This window comes from Halorubrum tebenquichense DSM 14210 (genome assembly GCF_000337415.1).
GTDB classification, from domain to species: domain Archaea; phylum Halobacteriota; class Halobacteria; order Halobacteriales; family Haloferacaceae; genus Halorubrum; species Halorubrum tebenquichense.
The window spans coordinates 58,491-83,895 of the sequence record NZ_AOJD01000027.1 but is presented as its reverse complement, the minus strand read 5'-3'; the positions used below and the strand labels follow the sequence as shown (position 1 = coordinate 83,895).

Here is a 25,405-nt window from a genome sequence, read left to right as displayed (position 1 = left end):
CGTCGCTTCCACCGACAGCCCGTCACCGACTCCCGTCGGGGGCGTACCCCCGCTCCGCGAGGAACGAGGCGACCTCGCTCCGCGTCGGGAGCCCCGGCTGCGTGAACCGGGCGGTACAGTTGATCGCGGCGACCGCGCCCGCGAACCGGACGCCGGGGGCGATATCGGCCTCGGCCGTTCCCGATGAGGAGCCGGCGATCCAGCGGTCGATCAGGCCGGCGGTGAACGCGTCGCCCGCCCCGGTCGCGTCGACGGTCTCGACCTCGAACGCGTCGAACCGCGAGACGTCGCCGCCGGCGACCGCGGTCATCCCGTCCGCGCCGTGCGTGAGGACGGCCCGGGGCCACGTCCGACATCCTTCGCGTTCCCCTCGCGACCGCAGCCCCGACCGGGAACCGCGTTCGGACGCGCCGGTCTGTGCGGCCGCGATCCGCTCGACCGCGGCCGTCTCGGAGCCGAAGAAGGCGGGCGCGGCCACCCCGTCGGCGACGAACAGGTCAGCCGCGTGGAGGAACCGGTGGATCGTCTCCGGCTCGGTTCCCCGGTCGACCAGCTCTTCGACCGACCCCGAGAGGTCGAAGACGAGCGCGGGCGGGTCGCCGCCCGCGTCCGCGGCGCTCTCCCGGAGCGCGGCGATCCGGTCGAGGACCCGCCGAGAGACGCGGTCGGGCGCGTAGGCGGTGAGGAAGACGGCGTCGGCGTCGGCCATCGCCGCGAGCGCGGCGTCGTCCAAGCGCAGGCCGCGGAAGCTCTCGCCCGCGGTGACGATGGCGCGCTCCCCCTCCGGGTCGCTTAAGATCAGCGACCGGGTGTGGGGGTCGTCGCCGACCGCGACGTGGGTCGCGTCGACCCCGGTCTCCGCGAGGTGTCTCCGCGCCCGCCGCCCGTACTCGTCGTCGCCGACGCGGCTCACGAGCCCGGTGTCCCGACCGAGCCGGTCGAGCGCGACCGCGACGTTCGCGCCCACGCCGCCGAACGCGGACGTGACTTCGCGGGCGAACGCACCGCCGTCCGGCTCAGGGAGGTTGCTGACCGCGTACCACTCGTCTATCGCCGCGGCCCCGATGGAGAGGACCGCGGGTGGGGCGCGGTCCGCCGCGTCGCCGGACTCCGGTCCCGCCGTCACGGCTCGCCGAAGAAGGACTCGTGGACGCTCATCGCCGCGTCGACGGCGATCGGTCCCTCGACCGTCGTCTCGCCGCCGGCGCGTCGGATCATCTCCTCGCAGGGGATCGGCACCACGCCGCCGGAGAGCTCGTCGAGGGTCTCGCCGTCGACGCCGAAGACGACCCGTCCGACCCCCGCGTAGTGGACCGCGGTCGCGCACATGGGGCACGGCTCCGTGCTGGCGTACATCGTACAGGCCGCCCGCTCGTCGGCGTCGAGTTCGCGCGCGGCCCACCGCGCGAGCGTGAGTTCCGGGTGCGCGGCCACGTCGTCGCCGGTCCGCGTCTCGTTTCCGGCCTCGCGGACGATTTCCCCGTCGACGACGAGCAGCGCGCCGAACGGCGTGTTCCCGGCCGCGACCGCCTCCTCGGCCAGTTCGATCGTCCGCGCCACGTACTCGCCGTCGGTCGCGTCGGGCGGGAGGTCGGCCGCGACCGGGTCACCGAGTTCGTTCTCGTCGGGCATACCCCCACGTGCCCCTCCGACCACCTAACGCTTCCTGCGGTCGTCGTCCGGCGGGCGCTCGCGGCCGTCGTCGGTCTCGCTTTCGCCGTCTGAACCGCCTTCGTCGCCCGGCGGACCCGACTCCCGCACGTCGCGGAGCGCGTCGACCGCGTCGTCGGTGGCGGCCGCGGTCCGCGTCTCGGTCGCCGCCGCGGGGTCGAGACCGTCGGCCTCGCCGCCCGCGTCGCCCGCTCCTCCGTCGCCGTCGGCCGCGTCGGTTTCGCCGCTCGATTCGCTCGGGTCGTCTACGTCGTCGTCCGCGCCGAAGAGCCACGCGCGGACCGCGTCGATGAATCCCATTTGTCGGTGGTGTCGTCGTCAGTAGTTCTTGAACAGCAGCGCGCGCACGTCGTCTTTGGTCCGGGCGGTCTCGACGCTCCCGTCCGGCAGGTCGACCTCGTACCGCGCGTCGCCGTCGCCCTCGCGCCACTTGTCGGCGTGGGTGTCGAGGAGGCTCATCATCGCGTTCAACTGCCCCGTGCCGTCGTCGCCGGCCGCGCCTCCATCGTCGTCGCTTCCGCCGTCACCCACGTCGTCGCTCGCGTCGGCAGACTCGCTCTCGTCGGATTCGGTCTCGGCCGAATCGGCCGCGTCGACGCCGAGGTCGATGTCGACGCGCACGAACGGGTCGGTCGCGAGGCGCTCGGCCGCGTCGATGATCGCGTCGACGAGTTCGGCCTTCGTCATCCCGCTCCGTCCCGTCACGTCGAAGGCGGACGCGATGTCGGAGAGGTCCATCGGGTCGTCCGGAGCGGGGTCGGTGTGCCGCCTGTTCCGCTCGCTCAGCAGTTCGCGCGCTCGCTCGCGGTCGAAGGGTTCGCCGGCCTCCGGTCCGTCCGAGGCGTCGCCGCCGTCGCCCTCGCTCTCGTCGCCGTCGGCCGTCGGCTCCGCGAGGCGGTCGGGGTCGTCGACGGCGGTCGCGAGGTCCAGCAGGTACGCGACCGCGTCCTCGCGGTCGACGGAGGCGTACGGGCCGGCGTGGGCCGCGGCCAACTCCTCGCGGAGCGCTTCGATCCGGTCCGCCTGGTCGTCGGTGATGTCGAGCGTGGGCATGGTGTGAGTCCGGTCGGACGGGTCGTTGGTTCGGGGCGGCTACTGGTTCTCCTCGAAGCGCGCGAGCGCGTCCGCCCAGCTCTCGACGGCCTCCGGCTCCCCGGAGTGGTCGGCCTCGACGTCGGCGTAGCCGCAGTCGTCGCAGGCGACGGCGGTGGCAGCGCCGAGCGAGAGCGTCGACAGGTCGCCGCCGCAGCGGGGGCACTCGGACGACACGGATTCTCGGGTACAACGTCGTCGCCCGCCGTGAAAAACGCAGGGGGTCGGGCGGGAACGCGGGGAGACCGGAACGACGTTCGAACGGCGGGCGAACCGAGTCGCCGCCGCCGCGGTCAGGGTAACAGTCATTACACTCGGCGGAAACGTTCGAACATGAGCGAAGCGGACGCCGAGAACGTCCTCATCGAGTACTACCGGCGGTACGTCGGCGATCCGGACCGGACGATCGACGTGTACGCCGGCTTCGGGCTGTTCTTCGCCGGCATCGCCCTCGGGGTGATCGGGGTCGTCGTGTTCCTCTACAGCGCGACGCTCGACCCCACCGCGCTCTCGACGTACGCGGTCCGCGAGGTCGCCGCCGTCGCGGGCGCGGTCGGGCTCCCGGCACTGCTGTTGGGCATCGTCGTCCTCCTGCCGGTCGACCGTCGGATGCTGTACCTCGCGGGAGCCGGCACCGCGATAACGCTCGCCGGGACCGGCGCGTTCGTCTGGGCGTACCCGAACAACTGGAACGTCGTCGTGAACCCCGACTACAGCGCGCAGATCGTCGCCGTCTACAGCGTCGGGCTGGTGGCGCTCATCGGAGCGACCGGCGGCGCGCTCGTCGCGCACCGCGTCGAGCGCGCGACGGGCGGCGCGGTCGCGAACGCCGGGAGCGCGGCCGGATCCGGAGCTGCCGACGGGGAGACCGGCGGCGGACCGGGCTCGAGCGCGGACGGCGAGGCGGTCACCGAGGAGTCGGTCCGCGCCGACATCGAGCGCGAACTGGAGGACGCGGAGCTGACGTGGGGCGGCGTCGAGCGCTCCGAGACGCGGCGGCTGGAGCTGAACACGAGCGCGGTCGACGACGTCGACGTCGACACCGAGAAGCTCGCGGGCTCGGCGACGGAGACCCGGACGACTTCCGGCACGGTCAACGACGCGGTCTCCGAACTGAAGGGCCTCCAGGGCGGCGAGGCGAAGACCGACAGCGGACAGGGGACCGATGACCAGGCCGCGAAGCTCCGCGAACTGCGCGAACAACAGCGTCGGGAGGCCGAAGAGGCGGACGACGGCGACTCGGTCGTCGACAGGATAAAGGGGCTGTTCGGCTGAGCGGGGCGCGCCGCCACGCTCTTGACTGCCACGGGCGAAGCGGGAGTAATGCTGGACAGGGTGCGAGCGAAACTCGCCGCCGCTCGCCGGCGCGCGCGTCGGATCGAGCGCCGGGAGGTGGTGGAGCTCCGGCAGTGGGCCGAGGACACGACCAACCTCCTCCACCTGACGACGCTGCTGCTCGTGCCGGTGCTCATCGCGCTCGTCACCCAGATAACGAACCTGACCGACCTCTCCTTCCTCCTCTTCCCGCCGCTGGCGTCGGGGACCTACACGCTCTTCGCCGATCCCGAGGGACAGTACTCCTCGCCGCGGACGTTCGTCGGCGGCCTCGTGGCGGGGGCGCTCGCGGGGTGGGTGGCGCTGGAGCTCTCGCTGCTGGGCATCGGCGGCGTCTCGGCCGGCGCGATCAGTCCGCTCAGCGCCGGGCTGTCGATCATGCTCTGCGGCGGCCTGACGTGGCTGGCCGGCGTGGAGGAACCGGCCGCCTTCTCGACGGCGCTCCTGGTCCTCGTGAGCGCGCGCGGCGACGCGGTGCTCGTGTTCGGCACCGCCGTCGACCCGGCGGCGGCCTACGTCGCGGGCGTCGCGGTCTCCGGCGGTCTCGTCGCGGGCGCGTTCGCCGTCTGGCGCAGGTGGTTCTACGAGGAGCGCGCCCGCTACCTCTACGGGACGACGCAGGCCGACGACCACGTGCTGGTGCCGATGCGCGGGGAGACGAGCGAGGCGACCGCGTTCTTCGGCGCGCGGCTCGCGGCGGCCCACGACGCCGGCAAGGTCGTGCTCCTCGACGTCGTCGACGACGCGGAGCTGGCGGCCGCTGAGCGAGCGATGCTCGACGATCACGACGCCGCGACGCCCGAGGACCTCCCGGAGTCGGTGCGAGCGTCGCTTGACGACGACTTCGAGGCGGCGGTCACGGACCGGGCGGCGGCGACCGCGGCCGAGCGGCTCGAACGCCACGCCGCGGCGATCCGGGAGCGGCTCGACGTGCCCTGCGAGATCGTCGTCGCGGCCGACGGCGATCCGGCGCGGGTCGCCGTCGAGACGGCGCGCGCGACGAACTCGGACCTGCTCGTGACGCCGTTTGAGACCGACGACGGCCTCCTCTCCCCGTTCACTCGGGGGGTGTTCGCCGGCCCGCTCGACGCCGTCGCGTTCCGGTCGACGACGGAGGTCGAAGACTGGCGGCGCGTCCTCGTCTTGGTCGCCCGTCCCGGTGACTCGGCGCACGCGATGATCGACTTCGCTGAGCGGCTGGCCGGCGAGGCCGGCGGGGTGAGCGTCTGTACCTGTATCGACGCCGAGTCCGACCGCAGGCGGGCCGAGACGAAGCTGGCGAACCTCGTCGAGACCGCGGCGGGACCGGTCGAGACGCGGGTCGCGCGGGCGGAGGTGACGGACTTCCTCGGCGCGAACGCGGACGCGTACGACCTCGTCCTCATGGGGTCGAGCGGGGACCGCTCCGTGGCCTCGCGGCTCGTCTCCCCGCCGACCTTCGAGCGCATTCAGGACGTCCGGTGCGACGTGGGGATCGTGGACCGCGGCGACGCCGACCGCGACGCGTGGGCGTCGCGCGAGGAGTGAGCCCTGCTGCGGCGCGGGCGGCGACCCGGGCGGCGGTGCGCGCGGGGGAGCGCGCGGCAGCCCGCGGAGCGGATCCGCGTCAGTCGGCGGCGGCGACCGGCTCGTCCGCCGACTCCGCCCGGTCGCCGCGGATCAGGTCCGCCGCGCGCTCGGCGATCGCGATCGTCGGGGCGTTCGTGTTGCCGCCGACGAGCGTCGGCATCACGCTCGCGTCCGCGACGCGGAGCCCCTCAACGCCGCGGACGCGGAGCCGGTCGTCCACGACGGCCATCTCGTCATCGCCCATCTTACACGTCCCGACGGGGTGATACACCGTGTGGCACTCCTCGCGGACGTGCGCCTCGATCGCCTCGTCCGACTGCGCGTCCTCGCCCGGCCACACTTCCCGGCCGACGTACTCCGAGAGCGGCTCCTGTGCGGCGATCTCGCGGGCGCGTTTCACCCCTTCGACGAGGGTCGCCACGTCCTCGCTCTCGGCGAGGTAGTTCGGGTCGATCCGCGGCGCGTCAAAGGGGTCGTCCGACGCGAGCGTGATCCGGCCCCGGCTCTCGGGCCGGAGCTGCGTCGCGCCGAGAGACAGCCCCCGGCCGTCGGCGGGGTTCGCGAGTCCGTGTTCCATGAAGTACGAGGGGGCGAAGTGGAACTGGAGGTCGGGACGCGGCTCGTCTTCGCTCGTCCGAACGAACCCCCCGGCCTCGCCGACGTTGGAGGTGAGCTTCCCGCGCTTGAGCGCGAACCACTTGAGCGCGTCCAGCAGCCCCCCGGCGTCGTCGAGCGTGCTCACGTCGTCGGCCGTCTCGTAGACGGTGAAGGCGAACAGGTGGTCCTGGAGGTTCCGCCCGACGCCCGGCGACTCGACCGCCACGTCGATGCCGTGTTCCGAGAGGTGGTCCGGGTCGCCGACCCCCGAGAGCATGAGCAGCTGCGGCGAGTTGACGGCCCCGGCGGTGAGGATCACCTCTTCGCTCGCGCCAGCGCTGCGAGCCCGGCCGTCCCGCCGGTACTCCACGCCGGTCGCGCGGCCGCCCTCGATGGTCACCTCCGTCACCTGTGCGCCGGTCTCGGCGGTGAGGTTCGGGCGGTCGAGGACGGGTTTCAGGTACGCGTCGGCCGCGCTGTGGCGCTTCCCGTTCTCCTGCGTGACGTGGTAGAGGCCGACGCCCTCCTGCGTCTCCCCGTTGAAGTCGTCGGTCCGGTCGTAGCCGGCCGCGGCGGCGGCGCGGACGAACGCCTCGGAGGCGGGCCGCGGCGAGGTCTGTTCGGTGACGCTCAGCGGTCCGTCCGCCCCGTGGTACGGCGACCCGCCCGGGCCGAACCGCTCCGCCCGCTTGAAGTACTCCAGCATCGAGTCGTACCCCCACCCGTCGTTGCCCAGTTCCGCCCAGTGATCGTAGTCGGACGGGTGCCCGCGGACGTAGATCATCGCGTTGTTCGACGAGCAGCCGCCGAGGGTCTTGCCGCGCGGCCAGTACAGCTCTCGACCGTCGCAGTGCTCCTGTGGCTCGGTGTAGTACTCCCAGTCCGTCTCGGTCTTGAACAGCTCCGGGAACGCCGCCGGGATCTCGATGTTCCGGTCGCCGTCCGGCTCGCCCGCTTCGAGCAGCAGCACGGACGTCTCCGGGTCTCGCGTGAGCCGGTTCGCGAGGACGCAGCCCGCGGACCCGGCACCGACGACGACGTAGTCGTACTCACTTTCTATCATGGACGATCATGTGCGGGACGGCTCATTAAGTGTACCCGTGTCACACGCCGCCCGTCGGGGGCCGATATCGCTCGTCCATTTATATACTTCCCGCCGCGTAGTCCGGGCGTGTCCCGCGTCACCGTCAGCGTCGACCCGCACGTCCACTCCGAGGGGAGCTACGACGGGCACGAGCCGGTGGAGCTAATCTTAGAACACGCGGCCGAGATCGGGCTCGACGCGGTCGTCATCACCGACCACGACGTGATCCGGGAGTCGAAACGCGCCGCGGAGATCGCCCCGGAGTACGGGCTGATCGGGATCCCCGGGGTCGAGGTGTCGACCGCGCACGGCCACCTGCTCGCCATCGGCGTCGACCGGATGCCGCCGCGCGGGCGGCCGTACGACGAGACCGTCCGAGCGGTCCACGAGCTGGGCGGCGTCGCCGTCGTCCCGCACCCGTTCCAGCGCTCGCGGCACGGCGTCCGCCGGCGCAACATCCCGACGCCCGATCCGGGCGACGAGGGCGACCGCGTCGCCGCGGACGGCGAGAGCGGAGGGACCGGCGCGGTCGACGAGGTCGGCGAGGCCGACGCGGTCGACGAGGTCGACGCGATCGAGGTGTTCAACGCGTGGCTGTTCACGGGGAACCGCAACCGCCGCGCGCGGCGGTTCGCGGCCGAACACGGCTATCCGGGCGTCGCCGCCAGCGACGCGCACCACCTCCAGTACGTCGGGCGGGCGTTCACCGACCTGACGATCGAGGGGCGGGCGTCGGCGGCGGCGGTCACCGTCGACGACGTGCTCGCGGCGATCCGCCGCGGCACGACGACCGTCGAGGGCCGGCGCGCGCCGATCCGGATGGCGGCGAAACACTACGTCGGCGCTGCGGGCCGCCGGTCGGCGTACTACGCGCGCACCGGCGCGGCCCGCGGCGTTAAGGCTACCAAGCGGACCGCGGTCGACGGCGCGGCGGCGGCGAAGGTCGCCGCGCTCCAGTCGGTCCACCGCACCCGCCGGCTCCTCTCCTGGTTCGCCTGAGCGGCGGCGGAGAACGGGTTTTTGCCCGCGGCCGCGAATAGGTGTGTATGAGCCACGACAGACGCGAGTCCGGGTTCAAGCGGCGGACCCGGGTCGCGGACGCGAGGGCGACCCTGCTCGACGCCGTCTCCCCTCACGACCGGACCGAATCCGTCCCGGTCGGGGGGGCCGACGGCCGGGTGATCGCCGAGCCGATCGACGCGCCGTCGCCCGTGCCGGGGTACGACCGCGCCGCGATGGACGGGTACGCCGTCCGCGCGAGCGACACCTTCGGAGCCGGCGACCGCTCTCCCGCGGTCCTCTCGGCGAGACCGGCCGAGACGGAGTCGATCGCACCGGACGAAGCGGCGCGCGTCCACACCGGCAGCGCGGTGCCCGAGGGCGCGGACGCGGTCGTGATGATCGAGCAAGTCGAGTCGGTCGGCGACGACGTGGAGGTGTTCGACGCGGTCGCGACCGGCGAGAACGTCGGCGAGGCGGGCGAGGACGTCGCGGCCGGCCAGCGACTCTACGAGCCCGGCCACGTCCTGCGGCCCTCGGACCTCGGTCTCCTGCGCTCGGTCGGCCTCGACGAGGTCGCGGTCCGCGAGCCGCCCGAGGTCGCCGTGATCCCGACCGGCGAGGAGCTGGTCGAGTCCGACCCCGGCCCCGGCGAGGTGATCGAGACGAACGGCCTCACCGTCTCGCGGCTCGTCGAGCGGTGGGGCGGGGAGGCGCGCTACCGCGACGTGGTCACCGACGACCCGGACGCGCTCCGCGAGGCGGTCGCGGCCGACCTCGACGCCGACGTGGTCGTCACCACCGGCGGCTCCTCCGTCGGCGAGCGGGACCTGATCCCGGAGGTCGTCGACGGCCTCGGCGAGGTGCTGGTCCACGGCGTCGCGCTGAAGCCCGGCCACCCGGTGTGTCTCGGGCGGGCGGAGGGGACGCCGATCGTGTCGCTGCCCGGCTACCCGGTCGCGTGCATCGTCAACGCGGCGCAGTTCCTCCGGCCCGCGCTGAAGCGGGCGGGCGGGGTCGACGCGGACCCGTTCCCGACGCGGCGGGCGACGCTGGGGCGGAAGGTCGCCAGCGAGCCCGGCGTCCGGACGTTCGCGCGGGTGAGCCTCTCGGCTGGCGACGGCGAGGGAGACGACGGGTCGGTCGACGGCGACGAGGCCGACGACGCGGACGGCGACGACCTCCCGACCGCGACGCCGACCCGCGCGAGCGGCTCCGGAATCTTATCCAGCGTCGCGCTCGCGGACGGCTGGGTCGTCGTGCCGGAGCCGCGGGAGGGGCTCGACGCCGGCGAGACCGTCGACGTGGAGCTCTGGGAGGTGAACGCGTGAGCGACCGCAAGGAGTTCCGCGACCTCGCGACCCCCGAGGCCGCACGGGACGCGATCGACTCGCTCGACCTCTCGCCCGCCCCCGAGGCGGTCCCGCTGCGGGAGGCCCGCGGCCGCGTCCTCGCCGAGCGGATCGACGCCGCGATCGACGTGCCCGGCTTCGACCGCGCCTCGATGGACGGCTATGCGGTGCGGGCCCGCGACACCTTCGGCGCGGACGAGGCCGATCCCGCCGAACTCGACCTCGCCGGCGCGGTCCACGCGGGCGCGGAGCCAGACGTGACGGTCGAACCGGGGACGTGCGCGGAGATATCCACCGGCGCGGTGATGCCCGACGGCGCGGACGCGGTCGTGATGGTCGAACGGACCGACGAGATCGGCGACGCGGACGGCGGCGGCGACGCCGGCGACGGTGGTGACACCGGCGACGGACACGACGCCGCGGCCGACGGTGCGGCCCGGATCGCGGTCCGAACCTCGGTCGCGCCCGGCGACCACGTGATGACCGCCGGCACGGACATCGCCGCCGGCGCGCGCGCGCTCGGTCCCGGAACGCGGCTGACGCCCCGCGAGATCGGGCTGCTGTCGGCGCTCGGCGTCGACGAGGTCCCGGTCGCGGGGCGGCCGCGCGTCGGGATCGTCTCGACCGGCGACGAGCTCGTGCGGCCGGGCGAGGCCCTCAACCCCGATCGCGGCGAGATCTACGACGTGAACTCGACGACGATCGCCGCGGGCGTCGAGGAGGCGGGCGGCGAGCCCGTCCTCTACCCCCACGCCGGTGACGACTACGAGGAGATGGAGCGGCTGCTCCGCCGGGCGGCCGACGAGTGCGACCTCGTGCTCTCCTCGGGGTCGACCTCGGCGAGCGCGGTCGACGTGATCTACCGCGTCATCGAGGCGCGCGGCGAACTCCTCCTCCACGGGGTCGCCGTCAAGCCCGGCAAGCCGATGCTCGTCGGCCGACTCGATCGCACCGACGAGGCGGACGGCTCGCGGGGCGACGAGTCCGCGTACATCGGCCTCCCCGGCTACCCGGTGTCCGCGCTCACGATCTTCCGGACGTTCGTCGCGCCCGCGATCCGCGAGGCCGCGGGCCAGCCCGAGCCGGCGACCGCGACCGTCGAGGGCCGGATGGGCGTCGGCGAGCGGTACGGCGAGGGCCGCATGCGCCTGATGCCGGTCGGCCTGCTCGACGTGAGCGACGGCGACCGCGGCGGCGACGCGGACGACCGCCCGCTCGTCTACCCGGTCGACAAGGGATCGGGGGCGACGACGAGCCTCGTCGAGGCCGACGGGGTCGTCCCGGTCGACCCGGACACGGAGTACCTCGACGCCGGCGAGTCCGTCTCAGTCGACCTGTTCTCGCCCGACGTGCGCCCGCCGACGCTGCTCGGGGTCGGCGAGGACGACCCCGCGCTCAACCGCCTGCTCGACCGCCTCGCGAACCCGCGTTACCTCGCGGTCGGCTCCCGCGAGGGGCTCCGCCGCCTCCGCGACGGCGTCCCCGACGTGGCCGTGACCGCGGGCCCGACCGACCGCGACGTCGACGCCGAGGAACTGGGGCGGTGGACCCGCGAGTGGGGGCTGATCGTCCCCGAGGGGAACCCCGACGGCGTGGAGGGGCTCGCGGACCTCGTCGACCGCGACCTCCGCTTCCGGAACCGGCCGACGGTCTCGGGACTGCGGCGCAGCCTCGACGCGGGGCTCGACGACCTCGCCGACGGGCGAGACGCCGACCGCCGCGAACTCGCCGAGCGGATCGACGGCTACGAGCGGACCGCGAAGGCGTTCGAGAGCCCGGTCCGCGCGGTCGTCGCCGGCGACGCCGACGCCGGGCTCGGCCTCCGCGAGACGGCGGCCCGGCTCGGCTGCGGGTTCGTCCCGCTCGGCGAGCAGTCGGTCGTCGTCCGCGCCGCGCCGGACCGCGTCGACCGCGAACCGGTCGCGGCGCTGGCGGCCGAACTGTCCGCGGACGGTCGAGAAACCGGTTCGGACGACGCCGGTCCCGCGCTCGACGCGATCCTCGACGGCCTCCCGGGCTACTCGCGGAACAGCCGGAACGACCCCTGACCGACGACGACCTCGGAGCGGTCAGCCCCTTCTCCACCGTCGTCGCCTCCCCCGTCCGCCCCCTCTCTCTCGCCGGCGGTCGTGACGGTCATGTCGCTGACGCCGATCGAGCCGCCGGCCCTGACGACCTCCGCCTCTGCGCGGAGGTCGCCGGTCGCGGGCCGGAGGTAGTTCGCGTTGAGGTTCACCGTCGCCACGCCGCCGTCGAGGGGGTCCTCGAACGCGGTGCGCTGGGCGACGCCGCCCGCCGTGTCGATCAGCGTCGCCGCGACGCCGCCGTGGATCGTCCGCCCGTCGGCGTTCGTGAGCTTGTCGTCGAAGGGGATAGAGAGGACGACGCGCCCGCGCTCGATGACCTCGACCGACGTGTTCAGCCACGAGAGGTAGCCGTGCTCGTCCTCCAGCTTCCGCTCGACGAACGCCGTCGCCTCCGACGGCAGCGGGTCCATCGCCGCGATCTCCGTGCGGTCCATGTCCCGGGCGTCGCTCTCGGACGGCTTGTAGCCCCCGGAAACGCCCGACAACGGGCCGCGGATTGGTCGGTCAGGCCGGTCGCGGACCAGCCGGGCAACTCGTCCGCGCGAGCGACCGCTCACCCGACCCCGAGTCGAATCGGGTCGTCGCTGGGGACGACCTCGACCGTCACGGACTCGCCGACCTCGAATGTCGCGTCGGGACAGACGACCTTGACGCCGAAGCGGTCGCCGCGCGCGGCGAACAGCGAGAGGCCGACGACGCGCTCGCCGTTCGCGAGGACGTCGACCGGGGCCCACTCGACGCGCGGCGCTCCGGGCTCGGCCCCCGAATCGTGTTCGGTCGCGGTTCCGATCCGGGTGCCGAGGAGCGACAGCGCGGATCCGGTCGGCGCGGCCACCTCCTCCCCCGCGCCGAACGTTCCGCCCCCGGCGTAGTGCGTCACTCCGCCGTCGACGGGAACCCCCTCGTCGCTCGCGAGCGCCGCGAACGCCGGGCCGGACTCGTCGCGTCGGGGCCCCTTTCGGCGCGAACCGTCCCGCTTCGACCCGTTCCGCCCCGGCCCGTCGAGGACGACGTGCGTCGGCCCGCGCTCGATCACCGACCCGGTGCCGTCCCACGTCACCGGCTCGACGGGGGCGTCGACGGCGACCGGGAGCGACCCGCTCGCCCTGAGCGGGTTCGCGTCCGGCGGGCGGAAGCCGAGGTGGACGTGGTCGTCGACCCACTGCCCGAAGAAGCCGGAGCGCGTCGTCGGGCCGAGCGCGTCGCCGACGGCCACCCGGTCGCCCGGCGACACCTCGGGGATCACGTGGAGGATCCGCGCGACGGTGCCGGGGGGAGCGCCGGCGCGGGCGCACCACTCCTCGGCGAGGTCGACGACGATCAGGTGGTCCTCGTCGGCCGCGTACGGGCGGTCCGGACAGCCGACACTCCGGACCTCGCGGACGGTCCCGGCCACCGGCGAGCGACCGACTCCGTCGCCCGGATACAGGTCGATCGCCCGACCGCGCCGGTGGGCGGGGTACGGGGAGTTGAACCGCGAGAACTTCCGATAGCGCCCGACGACGTCGGCCGGAAGGGACACCGTCGCGTTCGGCGGAGCGTCGCCGCCGTCGTCGCCGGTCCCGTCACCGCTGCCGCCGTCGCTCTCGTCGTCGCGGCCGTTCGGCGCTCCCGTCACGAGTCCGCCTCCAGCCCCTCGATAACGAACCGCGCGCCGCCGGCGTCGGACTCGCCGACGGTGAGCGTCCAGCCGTGCGCCTCGGCGATGTCGCCGACGATGGCCAGCCCCAGCCCGGTGCCGCCGCCGAGCGACACGCCGCGTTCGGTGACGTTCTCGCGCTCCGCGGGCGGGATCCCGGGGCCGTCGTCGCCGACGGCGAGCGTGACGCCGTCGCCGTCGGACGAGACGGTGACGGTGACCGCGGCGTCCGCGCCCGCGTGTTCGATCGCGTTACGGAACAGGTTCGAGAGCAGCTGTTCGAGCCGGTCGCGATCGGCGAGGGCGGTCGCGTCGCCCTCGACGGCGAGCGTCGCGTCCGCGGTCTCCAGGCGTGACCAGACGCGCCGGACGGTCCCGTCGAGCGAGACGCGGTCGAGCTCGTCCACCGTCTCGCCCGCCGTCGCCAGCGCGAGCAGCCCCTCGATCATGTCGTCCATCCGCTCGTGGGCGTTCGCGGCCCGCTCCAGCGAGCCGTCGGGGTCGTCGCCGCGCTGGCGGGCCAGTTCGACGGCCGCGGACGCGGCCGCGAGGGGGTTCCGCAGGTCGTGCGAGACGACGCCCGCGAACTCCTCCAAGCGCTCGTTCTGGCGTTCGAGTTCGGACTCGCGACGTTCGAGCGCCGCCTGCCGCTGTTCCCGCGCGGTCACGTCGCGGAGGAGAAAGACGTGTCCGCGGTCGGTGCCGCGCGGGTCGGTGATGGGGTTCTCCTGGATGTCGAACTGGCGGTCGCCGATCGCGATCGGGTGCTCCGAGCCGTCCTCCAGCCGCGGGAACACGGCCGACAGCGACGAGCCGACCGCGTCGGGCGGGAGGAGCGCCTCGGCCGCCGGGTTGAGGTCGCGGATCCGCCCGTCCGACCCGGAGACGATCACGGGGTCTTGCATCACCTCGACGGCGGTGTCGCGCGCGACGACCGCGGCGTCGAGGGTCCCGAGCCAGAAGACGGTGCCGTAGAGGAACACGCCGTGGATCACGAACGCCGTCGGCAGCCACGAGAGGTGCGCGTAGCTCCCCACGTCGACGAACGTCGCCACCCCCGCGAGGAACGGGAACAGCGTGCCGAGCAGCACGACGAACGTCTGGAGCCGGTAGCGGTTCCCGGTCCGCTCGTAGAGGTCGACGACGAGCAGCGCGCCGGCGACACACAGGCCGTACGCGAGGAGGACGTACGCCCCGCCGACCGGTCCCAGCCCGTATCCGAGCAGCGTGAACGGACCGTCGACGACGGCCGTCACCGGCCCCCGGGCCAGCCCGTGGGTCGCGCTCGACCACGCGAGCAGCACCCAGACGAACGCGGGCGTCGCGATCCCGACGATCCGGCGCTCCGTCCGCCATCGCTCGTGGCCGGTGAACGCGAGCGCGAACAGGATCCAGAGGACGGGGATCGCCCCGACGAGCGGCGTCGCCAGGTTGAGCGCCACCGTCATCCCGACCTCGCCGGGGAGCGCGATCCGGAAGGCGTACAGGAGGGCGACGCCCCCGCCACAGAGCAGGTAGAGCGCGACCTCCAGCCCTCCCGGCTCGTCGCGCTCGTGCCACGCGACCCGACCGAGCCAGAGCCCGATCGCCCCCGCCAGCAGACAGGCGACGAGGTACGCTTGGACCGGCAGGGCGCTCAGGTCGCTCATCGATATCGATATCACTCTCAGCCCCGACAAAACTGTTGTGTCACGGGACGGCGTTCGCGGCTCGTGAAGGGGTTCGCGGACGACGCGGCAGGGAGATTCGAAGCGAGCGCAAATGGCTTCGGCGCTGCGGTCCTCCGCCCTCGTATGCGCGTGTACAGGGGAGAGTTCGCGACGCCGGCCGCCGACCGCGCCCCGACGGCCGAGATGCTCGCGTCGGCCGCCGAGGGCGTCCCGGCCGTCCGCGTCACCGCGCCGCCCCGGCAGGTCGCGTTCGGCCGCCGCGACGCCCGAGAGTCCGGATTCGACCGGGCGAAGCGCGCGGCTCGCGACGCCGGGTTCCCGGTCGTCGAGCGCGACGTGGGCGGCCGCGCGGTCGCGTACACCGGGTCGACGCTCTCGTTCGGGGTCGCGGTGCCGACGGGCGAGGGGCGCGGATCGATCGACTCGCGGTACGAGACCGCGACGGAGACGCTCCGCGACGCGCTCCGCGGCCTCGGGGCGGACGTGGTCCGCGGGGAGCCGCCGGAATCCTTCTGTCCGGGGGACCACTCCCTGCGGGTCGCCGGCGGCAGGGAAGCGGCAGGCAGCGATGCGGAGGCAGAGTGCGGCGGGAAGGTCGCGGGACTCGCACAGCGCGTCCGCGCCGACGCGGCGCTCGTCGCGGGCGTCCTCGTCGTCTCGGCGGCCGACCCCGAGGCGATCGCCGGGGTGACGGAGCCGGTCTACGACGCGCTCGGCGTGCCGTTCGACCCGGCGTCGGTCGGGAGCGTCGCCGACGCCGGCGGGCCGGACGACCCGGACCGAGTGGCCCGCGCGGTCGAGGCGGCGTTCGTCGACGGGCCGTGGGGCGACGGGGAGCGCCGGATCGCCCGCGTCGGCGGGGGAGACGCCTGAGCCCGGCGCGCCGCGCGGTTCCGACGTTTCGACGTGCTTTTTATGCGCGGGCATCTGGGTTCGCGCATGGCTGAATTCAAAGTCGTCGTCGCCGACCCCGAGACCGGCGAGACGTTCCAGCGAGAGGTCGACGGACAGGACGCCAACCGATTCCTCGGCCGCGAACTCGGCGACGAGATCGGCGGCGACGCCGTCGGGCTCCCCGAGCACACGATCGAACTCACCGGCGGCTCCGACGAGACCGGCCGTCCGATGCGCGAGGACGTCTCCGGCACGCGACTGAAGGAGCTCCTCTTAGAGGGCGGCGTGGGCTTCGAGCCGTCCCGCGAGGGCGAGCGCAAGCGCATCACCGTCCGCGGCCGCGAGATCGACGACGACGTCGCGCAGATCAACGCGAGCGTCGTCGACGGCGACGGCGACGTGGCGGCCGCGCTCGGCGAGGGCGACGCGGACGGCGACGAAGCCGACGAGTAAGGACCCCCGATGCCTCGCGTCCCCTCCGACGGCGAGGACGTTGCCTCCGTTCGCGTCTCGCTCGCCCGGAGCGGCGGCACTCGCCGCCCCTGCGTCAGGCTCCCGAACGACGACGCGCTCGACGGCCGCGTCGAGTCCGGCTCCTGCGACGCGCTCGGCGTGAGCGCGGGCGACCTCGTTCGGGTCGCGATCGACCGCGAGGAGTACCACGCGCGGGTCGCGAGCGACTCGAAGGGGCGGCTCCTGCGGGGCGCGTCCGACAACCGGCGGCTCGCGCGCGAGGCCGGCGAGGGGGCGAACCGGCTGGTCGAGTGGCTCGACGCGAACGACCGCGAGCCGGGCGAGGGCGTCGTCCTCGACGTCGTGGTGCCCGGCGAGCTGTACGGCCTCCGGATCCCCGGCGACCGGACCGTCTACGACGCGAACCGCGGTCCCCGCTCGTCGCTCGCGGACATCGCCCGCGACGTGGACGAGTAGCTCGCCGAGGCAGGTCGAACCGCTTATTCTCGCTCGGCTCCGATATCTCCCCATGCAAGAGGTCGACGCGGACCTGACGGCGCTCGACCGCGCGATCATCAACGCGTTCCAGGGCGGGTTCCCGGTCGCGGAGCGTCCCTTCGACGCGGCGGCGGCCGCGCTCCGCGAGCGCGGCGTCGACGTGACGGGACCGGAGCTCTGCGAGCGCGTCCGCGAACTCGACGAGGAGGGAATCCTCTCGCGGTTCGGCGCGCTCGTCAACGCCGAGGAGATCGGCGGCGCGGCGTCGCTCGTCGCGATGCACGCGCCAGCGGACCGCTACGAGGAGATCGCGGAGACGGTCAACGAGTTCACCGCGGTCGCGCACAACTACGAGCGGGAGCACCCCCACCTCAACATGTGGTTCGTGGTGAGCGTCGCGGACCACCCGGACCCGGACAAGGACGGGAGCGACCGCGTGGAGGAGGTGTTAGCGGAGATCGAGACCGCCACGGGGCAGGAGACGTACAACCTCCCGAAGCTCCGGGAGTTCCACGTCGGCGCGAAGTTCCTCGTCGACGGGCCGGTCCCCGACGGCGACGTCGACCTATCGGAGTTGGGCCCCGGCGTGTCGCCGAGCGAGCGCGAGACGCTCACTCCGGACGAGCGCGATCTGGTCGTCGAGATACAGGGCGGTCTCCCGGCGACTGAGACGCCGTACGCCGACGTTGCGGCCGCGATCGACGCCGACACCGACTGGGTGGTCGAAACGATCAAGCGGTTCGAGCGGGAGGGGAAGGTGCGCCGCGTCGGCGTCATCCCGAACCACTACGCGCTCGGCTACACGGAGAACGGGATGACGGTCTGGAACGTGCCGGAGGACGTCTTAGACGAGGTCGGTCCCGCCGTGGCGGAGCTGGACTTCGTCACGCACTGCTACGAGCGCCCCCGGCACGCGGGCGTCTGGGAGTACAACTTCTTCGCGATGACGCACGGCCGGACGGAGGCGGAGTCCGAGCGCCGGATCGCGGAGGTGCGAGAGCTGATGGCCGAGCACTGGGACGTCGGGGCCGACGACTGGGACACCCTGTTCTCGACGCGCATCCTGAAGAAGACCGGCATCCGCATCGCGGACCGGGCGGACAGCAACACGGCGTGACCCGCCGAACGCCGACCCCCGGAGGTGCGCCGTGACCCCGCTGTACCACGACTTCGCTGGCGAGACGGTGGTCGTCTTCGGCGGCGGCTCCGTCGGGGCGCGGAAGGCCCGCGGGTTCGACGACGCCGCCCGCGTGGTCGTCGTCAGTCCGGCGTTCGACGAGCGGTTACACGAGTTCGCGGACGACACGGACGCAAACGGAGGCGAAGGGCCGGCCATCGAACTGGTCCGTGCCGCCCCGGAGGCCGCCGCCGTCGGCGACTGGCTCGATCGGTTCGACCCGGCGCTGGCGGTCGCCGCGACCGACGACGCGGCGGTCAACGGCGCGGTGGAGTCGGCCGCGCTCGACCGAGGCGTGCTGGTCAACCGGACCGACGTCTCGGGCGAGCGCGACCCCGGGAGCGTCGTGGTGCCCGCGACGGTCGAGGACGATCCGGTGGCCGTCGCGCTCTCGACGGGCGGGACCAGCCCCGCGCTCGCGAAGGCGTTACGCGAGCGGATCGAGGCCGAGATCGACGGCGCGGGCGAGATGGCGCGGATCTCCGGCGAGATCCGCGAGGAGCTGAAAGCGGAGGGGGTCGCGCCCGAGAAGCGTCGGGAAGCAGTCCGGCGCGTCGTCAGATCGCGGGGGGTTTGGAAGGCTTTACAAAAGGGGAGATCTTACGGACGGCAAGAGGCTGACACCGTGATCGAGGAGGTACTCGACCGATGAGAGAGACGGGTGCGATCGCCGGCGTGAGCGTCGCCCACGCCGACGCGACCGTCGACGAGATCGAGGCCGCCGGCGGCGACGGCGTCCGCGCGACCGTCTCGGACCTGCTCGCACGCGAGGGGGTCGAGGAGGCGTTCGCGGTGCAGACGTGTAACCGCTCGGAGGCGTACGTCGTCACCGACCGCACGATCGACGGCGCGACCGCGCTCTCGACGTTCGCGCCGGACGTGCGCGGCGGCGCGGTCCGCCGCCTCGACCACGAGGAGAGCCTGGAGCACCTGATGCGGGTCGCGTCCGGGCTGGAGTCGCTCGTGCTCGGCGAAGACCAGATCATCGGCCAGCTGCGGGAGGCCTACGAGGAGTCGAAGTCCGCCGGCGGCATCGGTCCGGTCCTCAAGGACGCGGTGACGAAGGCGCTCCACGTCGGCGAGCGCGCCCGCACGGAGACCGAGATCAACGAGGGCGTCGTCTCGCTCGGCTCCGCGGCGGTCCGGCTGGCGGCGAGCGAGATCGACCTGACCGACGGGACGGCCGTCGTCGTCGGCGCGGGCGAGATGGGCACGCTGGCGGCCCGCACGCTCGACGACACGCCGGTCGCGGAGATACTCGTCGCGAACCGCACCGTCCCGAACGCTGAGTTCGTCGCGGAGGAGGTCGACACCCCCGCGGAGGCGGTGTCGCTCGCGGACCTCCCCGCGGTGATCCCGGACGCCGACCTCGTCGTCACGGCGACCGGGAGCCCGGACCTGATCGTCCACCCGTCGTACGTCGACGGGGCCGGCCGCCTCGTCTGTATCGACATCGCGCAGCCCCGCGACGTCGACCCGGCGGCGGGGGCCCGCGAGGGCGTGACCGTCTACGACATCGACGACCTCGAAGACGTCACCCGCCGGACGCGCGAGAGCCGGGCGCAGGAGGCCCGCGACGTCGAGTCGATCATCGACGAGGAGTTGGACCGCATCCTGGAGGCGTACAAGCGCAAGCGCGCCGACGACGCCATCTCGTCGATGTACGCGGGCGCGGACCAGGTGAAGGCCAGAGAGCTCGACCGCGCGATGTCGAGGCTAGAGGCGCAGGGCGGTCTGACCGACGAGCAGCGCGAGACGGTCGAGGACCTCGCTGACGCCCTCGTCGGCCAGCTGCTCGCGGCACCGACCCGGTCGCTGCGGGACGCGGCCGGCGAGGACGACTGGGAGACGATCCGCACCGCGCTCCGTCTGTTCGACCCCGAGTTCACGTCGCAGGCGGCCGGCTCCGAGGAGGTCGACGCGATCGCGGACGCCGGTCCAGACGCGGTCCCGGACTCCGTCGCCGAGGAACTCGACGACTAAGCCGTTTCGGTGCGTTCCGGGCCTGTTCTTGTACCGTCCATTCGCGGAGCCCCTTCTTCGACCCCGTCGCGGCCGAGGGGAGATCGAACGCGGAACAGCGAGGCGAACGCCGAAGCTCCAGCCGCGAGAACTCGGTGCGCTCGCTGTGCTCCTCGTCACTCGCTTCGCTCGTTCCTGCGGTGCCGGCGACCGCCCCTTCGAGTCCCGCCCACAGCAACAGCACCGCCCCCCACGCCTCTCCACCCTCGTCAGTCGCCTCCGCGTTGCTCCGGCGACTGACTCCAGCGAGGGACCTTCGGTCCCTCTGGCAGCCGGCGGCTTCGTCGCCGGCGACCTCTCGCGTACACCTCGCGGCCGCCTTCGGCGGCACGCTCGCAGGCACGCGCCACCTCATCAATCGGGGATAAACGGTCGTCCCCGTACGATCGCTTCTCCGAGCGAAATCGGTCCTGCCGGACCGCCGCGCTTTATTCCCCGCCCGAGTCACGGATCGGTATGGAACTCTCCGAGTACGTCGACCGACTCGACGACCGACTCGACACGGCCGCGTACGCCGACGTCGACGCGAGCGCGAACGGACTTCAGGTGGGCTCGGACGACGGCGAAATCGAGCGCGTCGCGTTCGCGGTCGACGCCGCGCGGGCGACGATCGAGGCGGCCGCGGACGCCGGGGCCGACCTCCTCGTCGTCCACCACGGGCTCTCGTGGGGCGGCATCGAGCGCGTCACCGGGCGGGCGCACGACCGGATCGCGGCCCTGATCGAGAACGACCTCGCGCTGTACGTCTCGCACCTGCCGCTCGACGGTCATCCCGAACTCGGCAACGCGGCGGGCGTCGCCGAGGCGGTCGGACTGGTTGACCGCGAACCGTTCGGCGAGATCGGCCCAGTCACGATCGGGACGCTCGGCGAGACGGCGGAGCCGCTGTCGGCGGGCGCGGTCCGCGAGACGCTCGACGGGTTCGAGGGGCAGCCGGACGGCGAGGCCTCGCCGACCCGCGTGATCGACTTCGGCCCGGACCGGATCGAGCGCGTCGCGGTCGTCACCGGCTCCGGCGCGGACTGGTTCGACGAGGCGGTCGCGGCCGACGCGGACGCGCTGATCACCGGCGAGGGGAAGGGGAAGCTGTACCACGAGGCGCGCGAGGCGGGCCTCACCGTCTTCCTCGCCGGCCACTACGCCACCGAGACGTTCGGCGTCCGGGCGCTGGAGTCGCTCTCGTGCGAGTGGGGGCTGGAGACGACGTACGTCTCGCACCCGACCGGGCTCTGATCTCGGCCGACCGCCGGCCCCGACCGCCCGGAGCCTCGCCGCGCGCGCCCCTCGCCGCCGAACGCAACCCTTACCGCTCGCGTCCGCGCAGTCGGGGTATGCGCGATCACTTCGAGATCCGGGACCACGACGCCGCCGGGCGGATCGGCCGGCTGGAGGTCCCGCGCGCCGACGTCACGGTCGAGACGCCGGCGCTTCTGCCCGTGGTCAACCCGAACGTGCTCACGATCGAGCCGTCGCGGCTCGAATCGGAGTTCGGCGCGGAGATGCTGATCACGAACTCCTACATCATCCGCAGCACCGACCGCATCCGCGACCGGGCCGTCGACGAGGGGCTCCACGACTTCCTCGACTTTGACGGGGCGATCATGACCGACTCCGGCTCCTTCCAATTGGCCGAGTACGGCGACATCGACGTGACGACCGAAGAGATAATCGAGTTCCAGCGGCGGATCGGCAGCGACGTGGCGACGCCGGTCGACGTGCCGACGCCGCCCGACGCCGACCGCGAGCGCGCAGAGCGCGAACTGGCGACGACGAAGCGGGCGCTCGCGGACGCCGAGGCGGCCGAGACGGGCGAGATGCTCGTCAACGCGCCGGTCCAGGGGTCGACGTACGCCGACCTGCGTGAGGAGGCCGGGCGGCACGCGGCGGGGACCGGCCTCGACGTGTTCCCCGTCGGCGCGATGGTGCCGCTGCTCAACTCCTACCGCTACGCGGAGACCGTCGAGGCCGTGCGGGCGGCGAAGCGCGGGCTCGGGCCGGGCGCGCCGGTCCACCTGTTCGGGGCCGGCCATCCCATGATGCTGGCGCTCGCGGTGGCGGCCGGCTGCGACCTGTTCGACTCGGCCGCCTACGCGCTGATGGCCCGCGACGGCCGCTACCTCACCGTCTCGGGGACGGAACACCTCGAAGATCTCGACTACTTCCCCTGCTCGTGTCCGGTGTGCGCCGAGCACACGCCCGCGGACCTGCGGGAACTCGGTGAGGGCGACGGCGACGGGCCGTCCGCCGAGCGGCTGCTCGCCGAACACAACCTCCACGTCACCTTCGAGGAGCTGCGCCGCGTGAAGGAGGCGATCCGCTCCGGAAACCTGCTCGAACTGGTCGACCGTCGCGCCCGCGGCCATCCGGCCATGCTCGACGGCTACCGGGCGCTGCTCGACCACGCCGACGAACTGGAGCGGACCGACCCGGGCTCGAAGGACGCGTTCTTCCACACCTCCCACGAGGCGACCCGGCGGCCGGAGGTCGGCCGACACCGCGACCGCCTCGCTCGCCTGACGACGCCCGAGGCCCTCCTGCTCACCGAATCGAAGGCCCCCTCGGACCACGACTACGACGCGGTGTGGCGCGTGAAACCTCCGTTCGGGCCGTACCCGCCCGCGCTCTCCGAGACCTACCCGCTCACGGCCGAGGTGCCGGAGCGGACCGACGACGCGGCGCAGGTCGCGGCCGCGGAGGGCGTCGCCGCGCTCGCGTCGGCCAACCCCGAGACGGACCTGACGGTCGGTCACGACGCGTGGTGCGACCGCGCGCTCGATAGACTCCCCGACCGCGTCGAGACGGAGAACCTGCGAACGCTCGGCTGACGGGCGAGAATCCGACCGACCGACGCGCCGCCGGACGGAGTGGCGTCGGTGCGCGAACCGCGAGAAAACCGCAGCCGTGACCGGATCGAGCGCGTCAGTCGCGCCGGTGCCCGAGCGGTTTCTTCTGGTCGACCTCGACCTCGACGTGGATCGAGTCGGGGAAGTCGCGGCCGACGACGTCGCGCGCGATGTCGTCGGCCCCGTGGATCTCCATCGAGCGCCGGTACACGTCGTAGCGCCACGGCGAGAACTCGTCGCCGGGCGCGAGGTTCTTGTACAGCGGGGCGGTGACGGTCTCGGAGGGGGTCGCGTGCGGTCCCTTACACTCCGCGCCCTTGCGTTCGAGCGTCTCTTTGAGCTCCTGAACGGTCTCGACGAGCACGTCGCGGTCGCCGGACGCGAAGTCGAGTTTCGTGACGAAGGTCATGGCTGGGGGTCGTGCGTGGATGGCCGCCCGAGCGGTAAAAACGCATCTACCCGCGGTCGACGCGCGCGCTCGGGTCGCGAGTCCAGCCGTGAGACCGGCCGATCCCGCCGCGTCGTTCGGATCTGTTCGGGAGTCCGACACGCTCTTTAGGGGTGATCGCTTACCTGCGGCCAATGACGGTCGAAGCGACCAGTGCCGGAGCCATCCTCTTCCGCGATACCCGCGGCGAACGGGAGTACTTGCTCCTGAAGAGCCGACCGGGGGACTGGGAGTTCCCCAAAGGCGGGGTCGAGGGGGACGAGGAGCTCCAGCAGACGGCGATACGAGAAGTCGGCGAGGAGGCCGGGATCGAGGATTTCCGGCTGATCGACGGGTTCCGCGAGGAGTACGACTACGTGTTCGAGGCGAACGGGAAGACCATCCACAAGACGGTCCACCTGTTCATCGCTCGCTCGTTCGAGGCGAGCGCCGAGCTCTCGAAGGAACACCGCGACCTCCAGTGGCGTGACTACGATCAGGCGCTCAACACGATCACCCAGGACGGCCCCCGCGAGATCTTAGAGGAGGCCCACGAGTACCTCGACGAGCGGAAGGACGACGAGAGCGGGAAGTACGTCTGACCGCCGCGCGCGCCGTCTCGGCCGCGCGTGTCAGCTTGACCGCGCGCACCACTCGACCGCGACGACCGGACCGGCCGGTCGCGCCGCGGCCGAGCGGTCCGCTTTTGTCCGCCGCCGACGACCGTTCGGGCAGTGACGCCAGACGCCGAGTTCGGCTACGAGCTGCTCGTCTGTCGGTACGCCGAGCTCGCGTGGCACCCGAGCGAGGGGCCCCGTCCCGCGATCGTCTCCCGCCAGCTCGGCACCAAGGAGCGCCGCTGGGACACGCTCGTCATCGAGGTCGACCCCGAGGCGTTCGCGGCCCGACGCGCGTTCGGCGATCGAACCATCGACTCCGACCTCCTCCACGTCGTCCGCGGCGCGCCCGCCGAGTGGGCGTGGTACCGCGACGCGCTGCCCGACCCCGGCTACCCGTGGCGCTACGTCCGGCGGGCGGTCCACCGCGCGGCGGGGCGGGACCTGATCGAGAAGCGCCGCGACGGGAATCGAATCGAGATCCGCCGGCGGCGAGCGTACCCGGACTGGGTCGAGCGGATCGTCGCTGTCGAGAACAAGCCGGACCTCGACCGCTCGGCGGCCGACCGCCTCGCCGAGCAGCTCGAACACGACGTGACGACCGCGCTCGCCGACGAGGCGTGGCTGGCGACCGAGACGACCGGCGAGCGCGTCGAGCCCGCCCTCCTCCGCGAGATGCCGGTCGAGGCTGGCATCCTGGCGACGGACTTCTCTCGGGGCGTCGACGCCGACGCGGCCGACGTGGCGTGGCACCCGAGCGACCTCTCGCCCGCGGACGGCGAGCGCCGCGACGCCGAGACGGAGACGCTGCGGCTGGAGATCGCCGAACGCGCCTACGGGAAGGGGTGGCGCTCGTTCCACGACACGATGCGCCCCGACTGTCGCCACTTCGGACTCCGCCGCGACGGGCGGGCGCTCGTCCCGCACTGCGCGGCGAAGGACAAGGTCCCGACCGCGCGGGAGTGTTCCGGCTCCTGCGACGAGTTCTCGCCGGAGCCGCCCCAGTGGCGCACGAAGGGGTGGCCGATCGAGGGCGGGCCGGGAAAGGGGGTCGAGCGGCTGCTGGCGCGGCGGCGGGAGCGCGAGCGAGACCGCGGCGAAACAGTTGAGTGAGCGGCGGCGTCAGGGGGCCGTATGCGGTTCCCCGATCCGTCTCCCGCCGAGTACGCGGTCAACACGGCGGTCGTGGTCCTCACGCTGGCCGTCCTCCAGTACACCGGCTGGCTCTCGGACGACCCGGCCGGCCTCGACCCGGTGTTCCTCGCCGTGGTCGCGGTGACGTTCCCGGTCTTCTCGTACCTGCTGGCCGTCCTCGCCGCGAACGTCCGCTGGATCCCGGAATGACGGGCCGCCGGCGTTCCGCCGACGCTCCGGCGACG

Annotated in this window: 26 protein-coding genes; 16 read left to right on the top strand and 10 right to left on the bottom strand. The window is 73.1% G+C overall.

The genetic code is table 11. The features are described from left to right. Positions 1-22: 22 nt before the first annotated feature. From C472_RS03970 to C472_RS17440, 5 genes are read right to left on the bottom strand one after another with little or no spacing between them, the layout of a single operon-like run. Positions 23-1,126: a carbohydrate kinase family protein gene (locus tag C472_RS03970; protein WP_006628510.1), complete on the bottom strand. Its 1,104-nt coding sequence runs from the start codon at positions 1,124-1,126 to the stop codon at positions 23-25. Beyond that, positions 1,123-1,632 carry a nucleoside deaminase gene (locus C472_RS03965; protein WP_006628509.1) on the bottom strand — a complete coding sequence of 170 codons (510 nt, stop codon included), beginning with the start codon at positions 1,630-1,632 and terminating at the stop codon, positions 1,123-1,125. The genes C472_RS03970 and C472_RS03965 overlap by 4 nt, the downstream gene beginning before the upstream one ends. 24 nt (positions 1,633-1,656) lie before the next feature. After that, the gene (locus C472_RS03960) at positions 1,657-1,971 is read right to left on the bottom strand and encodes a hypothetical protein (RefSeq protein ID WP_006628508.1); all 315 of its coding nucleotides are present in this window, start codon (positions 1,969-1,971) and stop codon (positions 1,657-1,659) included. A gap of 18 nt (positions 1,972-1,989) precedes the next feature. Next, positions 1,990-2,724 carry a hypothetical protein gene (locus C472_RS03955; RefSeq protein ID WP_006628507.1) on the bottom strand — a complete coding sequence of 245 codons (735 nt, stop codon included), beginning with the start codon at positions 2,722-2,724 and terminating at the stop codon, positions 1,990-1,992. 39 nt (positions 2,725-2,763) lie between these two features. After that, the gene (locus tag C472_RS17440) at positions 2,764-2,940 is read right to left on the bottom strand and encodes a hypothetical protein (protein WP_006628506.1); all 177 of its coding nucleotides are present in this window, start codon (positions 2,938-2,940) and stop codon (positions 2,764-2,766) included. 156 nt (positions 2,941-3,096) lie between these two features. Between C472_RS17440 and C472_RS03950 the strand changes: the two genes are divergently transcribed. Both C472_RS03950 and C472_RS03945 read left to right on the top strand, forming a co-directional pair. Next, positions 3,097-4,038 (top strand): DUF7139 domain-containing protein, encoded by a 942-nt coding sequence (locus C472_RS03950; protein ID WP_006628505.1) that lies wholly within the window; start codon positions 3,097-3,099, stop codon positions 4,036-4,038. A gap of 48 nt (positions 4,039-4,086) precedes the next feature. After that, positions 4,087-5,625: a universal stress protein gene (locus C472_RS03945; protein WP_006628504.1), complete on the top strand. Its 1,539-nt coding sequence runs from the start codon at positions 4,087-4,089 to the stop codon at positions 5,623-5,625. Between the two features lie 79 nt (positions 5,626-5,704). Here the strand turns inward: C472_RS03945 and C472_RS03940 are convergent, their stop codons facing one another. After that, complete coding sequence (locus tag C472_RS03940; RefSeq protein WP_006628503.1) at positions 5,705-7,327, bottom strand: GMC family oxidoreductase; 1,623 nt, start codon at positions 7,325-7,327, stop codon at positions 5,705-5,707. 108 nt (positions 7,328-7,435) lie between these two features. On the opposite strand from C472_RS03940, the gene C472_RS03935 reads away from it, so the two are divergent. From C472_RS03935 to C472_RS03925, 3 genes are read left to right on the top strand one after another with little or no spacing between them, the layout of a single operon-like run. Beyond that, positions 7,436-8,347, top strand: coding sequence for a CehA/McbA family metallohydrolase (locus C472_RS03935; protein ID WP_006628502.1), 912 nt, complete (start codon positions 7,436-7,438; stop codon positions 8,345-8,347). A 47-nt stretch (positions 8,348-8,394) separates the two neighbouring features. Then, the gene (locus tag C472_RS03930; protein ID WP_006628501.1) at positions 8,395-9,678 is read left to right on the top strand and encodes a molybdopterin molybdotransferase MoeA; all 1,284 of its coding nucleotides are present in this window, start codon (positions 8,395-8,397) and stop codon (positions 9,676-9,678) included. Further along, positions 9,675-11,747 carry a molybdopterin biosynthesis protein gene (locus C472_RS03925; RefSeq protein WP_006628500.1) on the top strand — a complete coding sequence of 691 codons (2,073 nt, stop codon included), beginning with the start codon at positions 9,675-9,677 and terminating at the stop codon, positions 11,745-11,747. Before C472_RS03930 ends, C472_RS03925 begins: the two co-directional genes overlap by 4 nt. Here C472_RS03925 and C472_RS03920 read toward each other — a convergent pair. From C472_RS03920 to C472_RS03910, 3 genes are all read right to left on the bottom strand, one after another. Continuing rightward, entirely contained in the window at positions 11,717-12,220 is a 504-nt protein-coding gene (locus tag C472_RS03920) for a PaaI family thioesterase (RefSeq protein WP_006628499.1), read from the bottom strand. The genes C472_RS03925 and C472_RS03920 overlap by 31 nt on opposite strands. A gap of 119 nt (positions 12,221-12,339) precedes the next feature. After that, the gene (locus C472_RS03915; RefSeq protein ID WP_006628498.1) at positions 12,340-13,404 is read right to left on the bottom strand and encodes a hypothetical protein; all 1,065 of its coding nucleotides are present in this window, start codon (positions 13,402-13,404) and stop codon (positions 12,340-12,342) included. Next, a complete protein-coding gene (locus C472_RS03910; protein ID WP_006628497.1) occupies positions 13,401-15,074 on the bottom strand; it encodes a sensor histidine kinase in 1,674 nt (557 codons plus the stop codon). Before C472_RS03910 ends, C472_RS03915 begins: the two co-directional genes overlap by 4 nt. A gap of 144 nt (positions 15,075-15,218) precedes the next feature. Here C472_RS03910 and C472_RS03905 point away from each other — a divergent pair, with 144 nt between their 5' ends. The 8 genes from C472_RS03905 (at position 15,219) to tgtA (ending at position 22,964) form a co-directional block, all read left to right on the top strand. After that, entirely contained in the window at positions 15,219-15,968 is a 750-nt protein-coding gene (locus tag C472_RS03905; RefSeq protein ID WP_006628496.1) for a lipoate--protein ligase family protein, read from the top strand. Positions 15,969-16,034: 66 nt separating this feature from the next. Then, complete coding sequence (locus tag C472_RS03900) at positions 16,035-16,442, top strand: 30S ribosomal protein S6e (protein WP_006628495.1); 408 nt, start codon at positions 16,035-16,037, stop codon at positions 16,440-16,442. Between the two features lie 9 nt (positions 16,443-16,451). Further along, complete coding sequence (locus tag C472_RS03895) at positions 16,452-16,919, top strand: DUF7112 family protein (protein WP_006628494.1); 468 nt, start codon at positions 16,452-16,454, stop codon at positions 16,917-16,919. Positions 16,920-16,971: 52 nt separating this feature from the next. Beyond that, entirely contained in the window at positions 16,972-18,057 is a 1,086-nt protein-coding gene (gene ahbB / locus C472_RS03890) for a siroheme decarboxylase subunit beta (protein WP_006628493.1), read from the top strand. Positions 18,058-18,088: 31 nt separating this feature from the next. Beyond that, positions 18,089-18,769 (top strand): precorrin-2 dehydrogenase/sirohydrochlorin ferrochelatase family protein, encoded by a 681-nt coding sequence (locus tag C472_RS03885; RefSeq protein WP_006628492.1) that lies wholly within the window; start codon positions 18,089-18,091, stop codon positions 18,767-18,769. Beyond that, positions 18,766-20,100 carry a glutamyl-tRNA reductase gene (gene hemA / locus C472_RS03880; protein WP_006628491.1) on the top strand — a complete coding sequence of 445 codons (1,335 nt, stop codon included), beginning with the start codon at positions 18,766-18,768 and terminating at the stop codon, positions 20,098-20,100. The genes C472_RS03885 and hemA overlap by 4 nt, the downstream gene beginning before the upstream one ends. A gap of 495 nt (positions 20,101-20,595) precedes the next feature. After that, positions 20,596-21,372, top strand: coding sequence for a Nif3-like dinuclear metal center hexameric protein (locus C472_RS03875; RefSeq protein WP_006628490.1), 777 nt, complete (start codon positions 20,596-20,598; stop codon positions 21,370-21,372). A 98-nt stretch (positions 21,373-21,470) separates the two neighbouring features. Continuing rightward, positions 21,471-22,964, top strand: a complete 1,494-nt coding sequence (gene tgtA / locus C472_RS03870; protein ID WP_006628489.1) for a tRNA guanosine(15) transglycosylase TgtA — start codon at positions 21,471-21,473, stop codon at positions 22,962-22,964. A gap of 94 nt (positions 22,965-23,058) precedes the next feature. On the opposite strand, the gene C472_RS03865 is transcribed toward tgtA, so the two are convergent. Continuing rightward, positions 23,059-23,391, bottom strand: coding sequence for an uS10/mL48 family ribosomal protein (locus C472_RS03865; RefSeq protein ID WP_006628488.1), 333 nt, complete (start codon positions 23,389-23,391; stop codon positions 23,059-23,061). 173 nt (positions 23,392-23,564) lie between these two features. Here C472_RS03865 and C472_RS03860 point away from each other — a divergent pair, with 173 nt between their 5' ends. From C472_RS03860 to C472_RS03850, 3 genes are all read left to right on the top strand, one after another. Then, positions 23,565-24,011: a bis(5'-nucleosyl)-tetraphosphatase gene (locus C472_RS03860; RefSeq protein ID WP_006628487.1), complete on the top strand. Its 447-nt coding sequence runs from the start codon at positions 23,565-23,567 to the stop codon at positions 24,009-24,011. A 132-nt stretch (positions 24,012-24,143) separates the two neighbouring features. Then, positions 24,144-25,139, top strand: coding sequence for a DUF5787 family protein (locus C472_RS03855; RefSeq protein ID WP_006628486.1), 996 nt, complete (start codon positions 24,144-24,146; stop codon positions 25,137-25,139). A 21-nt stretch (positions 25,140-25,160) separates the two neighbouring features. Then, positions 25,161-25,370, top strand: a complete 210-nt coding sequence (locus C472_RS03850) for a hypothetical protein (RefSeq protein WP_006628485.1) — start codon at positions 25,161-25,163, stop codon at positions 25,368-25,370. Positions 25,371-25,405: the final 35 nt, after the last annotated feature.